We start from the raw sequence: 5,824 nt of genomic DNA, 5'->3' as shown, positions 1-5,824 counted from the left end.
GGGTGACCACATCGGCATCCACGAGCAGAAGGACGGCAAGTTCTTCGTCGGCGCCGCCCCCGTGGTCGGCCGCATCGACGGGACCACGCTCACCGCCCTGGCCGACCTCGTCGAGCAGTACGGCGCGCTGGGCGCCCGGCTCACGGCGTACCAGAAGCTGGTGGTCCTCGGCGTGGACGGGCGCGACACCGAGGCCTTCGCCGACGGCCTGGAGAGGATCGGTCTCACCGCCCGCCCCAGCAACTGGCGACGCAGCACCATGGCGTGCACCGGCATCGAGTTCTGCAAGCTGGCCATCGTGGACACCAAGGAGCGGGCGCGCCTGCTCGTCACCGAGCTGGAGAAGCGCTTCCCCGAGCTCGACACGCCGATCTCGATCAACGTCAACGGCTGCCCCAACGCGTGCGCCCGCACCCAGGTCGCCGACATCGGCCTGAAGGGGCAGCTCGTCCTCGACGAGTCGGGCACCCAGGTCGAGGGCTTCCAGGTGCACCTCGGGGGCGCCCTCGGCCTGCAGGCCAACTTCGGTCGCAAGCTGCGGGCGCACAAGGTGACCAGCGCGGACCTGGACGACTACGTGACCAGCGTCGTGACGGCGTACCTCGCCGATCGCGCCGACGGGGAGTCGTTCGCGACCTGGGCCGCGCGTGCCGACGAGGTCCACCTGCGCGGCGAGACGGCCGCGGCGGCGGTCTGACATGAGTGAGCGCGCGGTCGCCCAGCACTGCCCCTACTGCGGCGAGACCACCCTGTGGCCGCTGGAGGACGGGTGGGAGTGCCGGTCGTGCCTGCGTGCCTTCTCGGTGAAGTACCTCGGCCTCACCCGACCCGACAGCAACCGCGCCGACCACAGCGCAACCGACCACAGCGCAACCGACCACGGCGGAACCGACCACGGCGGAGGAGGTGTCCGATGAGCCTGTCCACCCAGGCTGCCCGCGAGTTCAAGGGCACCCACACCGACGGACGCACCCCCGAGGAGCTGCGCGAGCTGGTCTCCCACGTGGGCGCCGAGCTCGAGCTGGCACCGGCCGAGAACATCATCGAGTGGGCGGTCGCGACCTTCGGCGAGCGGTTCTGCATCACCTCCTCGATGGGCGACGCCGTCCTCGCCCACCTCGCCTCCAGGGTGGCCCCCGGCATCGACGTGGTCTTCCTGGACACCGGCTACCACTTCGTCGAGACGATCGGCACCCGCGACGCCGTCGAGGCGACGCTGCCGGTCAACCTGCGCACCGTCAGCACCTCGCTGACCGTCGCCGAGCAGGATGCGCAGTACGGCACGGACCTCTTCCGGACGGACCCCGACCTGTGCTGCGCGCTGCGCAAGGTCACGCCGCTGGCCGACACCCTCGCCGACTACGACGCCTGGGCCACGGGGTTGCGGCGCGCCGAGACGCACAACCGGGTGATCGCGCCCGTCGTCGGCTGGGACGCGAAGAAGCAGAAGGTCAAGGTGTCGCCCATGGCGCGCTGGACCGACGAGCAGGTCGAGCAGTACATCCTCGACCACGGGGTCCTGGTCAACCCGCTGGTGCACGACGGCTACCCGTCCATCGGGTGCTGGCCCTGCACGCGCCGCGTCGCCCCCGGCGACGACCCGCGCAGTGGCCGCTGGGCGGGCACCACCAAGACCGAGTGCGGGATCCACGCATGAACCCACTCCGCACCACCCGCACAGTCCTCTCCACCGACAACGACGTCGACCCCCACACCACCACCCACGATGGGAGGCCCCTCTGATGGCCGCTCCTGCACTGGTCGCCCTGGCTCACGGAAGTCGTGACCCCCGCTCCGCCGCCACGATCACCGCGCTCGTCGACGAGGTCCGCTCGATGCGCCCCGACCTGCGCATCGAGGCGGCCTTCCTCGAGCTCTCGAAGCCGTCGTTCGACACGGTCGTCAACAAGCTGGTCCGGGCCGGCTTCGACGAGATCGTGGTCGTGCCGCTCCTGCTGACCGAGGCCTACCACGCCAAGGTGGACGTCCCCGAGGCGATCGCCGCGGCGACCGCACGGCACCCGGGACTCACCATCCGGGCGTCCAAGGTCCTGGGCATGGAGGCCGCCTTCCTGGAGGTCCTCGACCTGCGACTGCGCGAGGCGCTGAAGGAGGCCCGGGTCCGCGAGCTTGACGCCCTGGTCCTGGCGGCCGCCGGGTCCTCGGACCAGCTGGCGAACCAGGCCGTGGCGCGGCTCGCCCGCACCTGGGGCACCCGCCACAAGCTGCCGGTGACGGCCGCGTTCGCCTCGGCCGCCCCGCCGGCCGCCGGCGAGGCCGTGCGGGCCTTCCGGGCCGAGGGCCGCCGCCACATCGCCGTCGCGTCCTTCTTCCTGGCCCCCGGGTTCCTCCCCGACCGGGCCGCCGAGCTGTCCCTCGAGGCCGGGGCCGTGGCGGTGTCCGCACCCCTCGGCGCGCACCCCGAGGTCGCCCGCGTGGTGCTCGCCCGCTACGCCGTCGGCGCGGTCGAGCTCGTCCCCGTCTGAGCCACCAGCCTGAGTGCCTCGCGCCGTGACAGCGGCGCGAGGTGCTCGGCGTGCGCCGCGACGTACTCCTGCACCCACGCGGCGTCGGTGCGGCTGTGCTCGCGCAGCGCCCATCCCACCGCCTTGCGGACGAAGACCTCCGAGCCGTACGCCGACCCCTCGAGGTTGGCGTCGAGCACGTCCGCGAGCAGGACCGTGTCGGTGGCGCGACGGTGCCGCAGCTGCGACAGGATCGCGGTCCGCCGCACCCACATGCTGTCCTCGTCCCCGGACCAGGCGCGTACGACGGGCGTGAGGATCACGCGGTGGTCCGCCAGGATGCCGCCGACCAGATGGCTGGCGATCTCGTCGACCACGTCCCACCACGCGCCGGTTCGCACCAGGTGCAGCAGCAACGGCACGAGGTCCGGGTCGGTCCACCGCCGGTAGTGGCGGTGCCGCAGCAGCGCGATCGCGGCGTACCACTCCTCACGGTGGGTGGCGCCGTCCCAGRGCTCGCCCGCGGTGTCGCGCCACGTGTCGGGGTCTGCGACGCGGCGCTCGGAGAGGATCGGCCGGAGCAGGGCCCGCAGCTCGGGGGCGCTGAGCCCGCGGTAGGGCAGGTCGGACTTCATGTACGCCTGCTGCCGCCGGGCCCGCACGGGATCCCCGACCCGCTCAAGCGCGCGGCGCACGGCGGTCACGAGGAGCAGGTCGGCACTCATCGGTCTGGCGCTCAGCTCCGAGTCATCCCACGAGGCGCTCGAGGAGGTGCTCCAGCTGTCGGGCGGGGTCGGTGGTGACGCCGCCGTGCACCGGGCCGGGTTGCAGCACCGTGCTGCGGGGGGCCTTGAGGAAGCCGAACCGCTGCCCCAGCGACTGCTCCGCCGCCGCGCCGCCGCGCTCGTCGCCGCGGGCCACCCCCTCGACGAAGGCCAGCGCCGCACACACCTGCTCGGGGTCCAACCCCGGGTCGAGGGCGGCCAGGCGCTCGACGTCGCAGCGCCACGCCACGTCGAGGTGGTCGGCCGCCTGGCAGTAGAGCACCACCCCGACGTTGAGGAACTCCTCGCGGTCGGGGCGCGGCACGCAGCGCAGGACGACGTACTGGTAGGCGAGCCGCTTCACGCGCCACCACCGGGAAGCCACTGGCGGGTGCCGAGGCGGGCCAGCAGGAACTCGACGTACGCCGCCCGCAGGGCGGCGGGGGTCTCGGCGCCCGGCACCGGCTCCAGCCACGCGTCCGGGACCCGCGCCAGGATGCGTTCGAAGACGTCGTGGCCCAGCATCGGAGTGACCTCCGCGTCCGCCGCCGCGACGCCCACGACGTGCCGCCCGAGCACGTGGTCGGAGGCGTCCCAGGGCTGGCGGGCGAAGCGGCCGGGGTCGCTCACTCCCCCGGCCCACCCGTGGTGGAAGTAGAGGGAGGCGCCGTGGTCGATCACCCACAGGTCGCCGTGCCACAGCAGCAGGTTGGGGTTGCGCCACGACCGGTCGACGTTGGCGCAGAACGCGTCCAGCCAGATCACCCTGGCGGCCTCCCCCGCGGCGGCGGTCCCACCGGGGTCGAGCACCGTGTCGTCGAACCCGAAGGCCCCCGGCAGGAAGTCGACGCCCAGGTTGAGCCCCGCGCTGGCGTTGAGGAGGTCCTGGACCTCCTCATCGGCCTCGTAGCGCGCGATCTCGGGATCGAGCTCGAGGGCGACGAGGTGCGGCGTGCGCAGGCCCAGCCGCTCGGCGAGCCCGCTCACGATCACCTCGGCGACCAGCACCTTGAGGCCCTGGCCGGCCCCTCGGAACTTGCACACGTAGGTGCCGAGGTCGTCCCCCTCGACGATGCCGGGGAGGCTCCCGCCCTCGCGCAGGGGGGTGACGTAGCGCGTGACGAACACCCCGGGGAGCATGGTCTCCTCGGTGTGCGACGGCGTCGCGGTCACGTGACCGGGTCCTCCTCGACCAGGCGACGGCGCTCGCCCGCGACGTCGAAGTCCGCCGGCGGCCAGACCGGGGCGAGCTCCTCGAGGGCCTCGTGCAGCATGGTGGCGATCGCCCAGTTGCGGTACCACTTGCGGTCGCTGGGCACGACGTACCACGGAGACTCGGCGGTGTTGCAGCGCTCCAGCGCGATCTCGTAGGCCTCCTGGTAGGCCCGCCACTGCGAGCGTTCGTCGATGTCCCCGGGGTTGAACTTCCAGTGCTTGGTCGGGTCGTCGAGCCGGGCGAGGAGGCGCTCCCTCTGCTCCTCGGCGGAGATGTGCAGCATGCACTTGAGGACGGTGACCCCGCTGTCGACGAGCTCGGCCTCGAACCGGTTGATCGCGTCGTAGCGACGGGTGATCGCCGAGCGCGTGGTCAGCTCGCGCACGCGGGYGATGAGGACGTCCTCGTAGTGGGAGCGGTCGAAGACACCCACGACGCCGGCTTCAGGCACCGCGCGTCGGACCCGCCACAGGAAGTTGTGGCGACGCTCCTCGGCGTTGGGGGCCTTGAAGGAGGTGATCCGCACGCCCTGAGGGTCGATGAGGCCGACGGAGTGCCGCAGCACCCCACCCTTGCCCGAGGTGTCCATGCCTTGCAGCACGAGCAGCACCCGGCGATGACCGTCGGACTTGCCCTGGGCGTAGAGCCGCTCCTGCAGATCGGCGAGGGGCTCGCCCACGGCGGGCAGCGCAGCCTTGCCGGCCGCCTTGTCGCCGTCGAAGCCGGGGGTGGCCCGGGGGTCGAGGTCCGCCAGGTCGACCTTCCCCTGCGGGAGGCGCAGGAGCTGTCGTACGGCTTCTCCGGTGGGTCCCGATGTCTGCTGCTTCTTCTTGCCCATCGCTGCAGTATGTCCCAGCCGTCGACCGTCAGGGCGTGTCGAGGTCGACGTCGTCGGCTCCGAGCTCGTCCCTGACCACGGCGAACGCCATGCCGGGCGGGTAGCCCTTGCGGGCCAGCATCCCCACCAACCGCCGGGTCGCCCGGTCGCGCTCCAGGCCACGCATGGTGCGCAGCTTCTTGCGGACCAGGCCGCGGGCCGCGGACTCCTCGTCGTCGGGGTCGATCTCGTCGAGCGCGTCACGGGCCACCTCGTCGTCGATGCCCTTGCGGCGCAGCTCCTGGGCGAGGGCTCGTCGTGCGAGTCCCTTGCCCGGCTGCCGAGAGGCGATCCATGCCCGTGCGAAGGCCTCGTCGTCGACCAGGCCCACCTGCTCGAAACGGTCGAGCAGCGCGGACGCCAGCTCGGCCGGCACGTCCTTCTTGGCGAGCTTGTCGGCCAGCTCCTTGCGGGAGCGGGCCTGGCCGGTCAGGGCGTCGAGGAGGATCTTGCGTGCCACCGACTCGTGGTCGGGCTCGGGGTCCTCGCGGACCGAGTCGGG

The 5,824-nt window shown here is 72.5% G+C and carries 8 protein-coding genes and 1 pseudogene; 4 read left to right on the top strand and 5 right to left on the bottom strand.

The features are described 5' to 3' along the window. The 4 genes and pseudogenes from ACXJKL_RS12600 to ACXJKL_RS12585 form a co-directional block, all read left to right on the top strand. Positions 1-697 (top strand): annotated as a pseudogene (locus ACXJKL_RS12600) (nitrite/sulfite reductase); the annotation flags it as partial. A 1-nt stretch (position 698) separates the two neighbouring features. Next, positions 699-917: a hypothetical protein gene (locus ACXJKL_RS12595; RefSeq protein WP_457207390.1), complete on the top strand. Its 219-nt coding sequence runs from the start codon at positions 699-701 to the stop codon at positions 915-917. Continuing rightward, positions 914-1,657, top strand: coding sequence for a phosphoadenylyl-sulfate reductase (locus ACXJKL_RS12590; protein ID WP_457207389.1), 744 nt, complete (start codon positions 914-916; stop codon positions 1,655-1,657). Before ACXJKL_RS12595 ends, ACXJKL_RS12590 begins: the two co-directional genes overlap by 4 nt. A gap of 85 nt (positions 1,658-1,742) precedes the next feature. Then, positions 1,743-2,486: a sirohydrochlorin chelatase gene (locus ACXJKL_RS12585; RefSeq protein ID WP_457207388.1), complete on the top strand. Its 744-nt coding sequence runs from the start codon at positions 1,743-1,745 to the stop codon at positions 2,484-2,486. Here ACXJKL_RS12585 and ACXJKL_RS12580 read toward each other — a convergent pair. From ACXJKL_RS12580 to ACXJKL_RS12560, 5 genes are all read right to left on the bottom strand, one after another. After that, positions 2,450-3,190, bottom strand: a complete 741-nt coding sequence (locus ACXJKL_RS12580; protein ID WP_457207387.1) for a DNA alkylation repair protein — start codon at positions 3,188-3,190, stop codon at positions 2,450-2,452. The two genes, ACXJKL_RS12585 and ACXJKL_RS12580, sit on opposite strands and share 37 nt — an antisense overlap. Positions 3,191-3,212: 22 nt before the next feature. Further along, positions 3,213-3,593 carry a DUF3037 domain-containing protein gene (locus ACXJKL_RS12575; protein WP_457207386.1) on the bottom strand — a complete coding sequence of 127 codons (381 nt, stop codon included), beginning with the start codon at positions 3,591-3,593 and terminating at the stop codon, positions 3,213-3,215. Further along, complete coding sequence (locus ACXJKL_RS12570) at positions 3,590-4,402, bottom strand: HipA family kinase (RefSeq protein ID WP_457207385.1); 813 nt, start codon at positions 4,400-4,402, stop codon at positions 3,590-3,592. The genes ACXJKL_RS12575 and ACXJKL_RS12570 overlap by 4 nt, the downstream gene beginning before the upstream one ends. Beyond that, entirely contained in the window at positions 4,399-5,283 is an 885-nt protein-coding gene (locus ACXJKL_RS12565) for a PPK2 family polyphosphate kinase (protein WP_457207384.1), read from the bottom strand. The genes ACXJKL_RS12570 and ACXJKL_RS12565 overlap by 4 nt, the downstream gene beginning before the upstream one ends. A gap of 28 nt (positions 5,284-5,311) precedes the next feature. Then, positions 5,312-5,824: regulatory protein RecX (locus ACXJKL_RS12560; RefSeq protein WP_457207383.1), on the bottom strand; the 513-nt coding region annotated here is incomplete at its 5' end.

Source organism: Nocardioides sp. P5_C9_2, from assembly GCF_054049555.1.
The sequence above is the reverse complement of the archived record's forward strand: the minus strand, read 5'-3'. Positions and strand labels throughout refer to the sequence as shown.

Excerpts from the sequence above, each read along its gene's own strand:
- ACXJKL_RS12595 (WP_457207390.1), top strand. The coding sequence starts at position 699 with ATGAGTGAGCGCGCGGTCGCCCAGCACTGCCCCTACTGCGGCGAGACC.
- ACXJKL_RS12590 (WP_457207389.1), top strand. The coding sequence starts at position 914 with ATGAGCCTGTCCACCCAGGCTGCCCGCGAGTTCAAGGGCACCCACACC.
- ACXJKL_RS12585 (WP_457207388.1), top strand. The coding sequence starts at position 1,743 with ATGGCCGCTCCTGCACTGGTCGCCCTGGCTCACGGAAGTCGTGACCCC.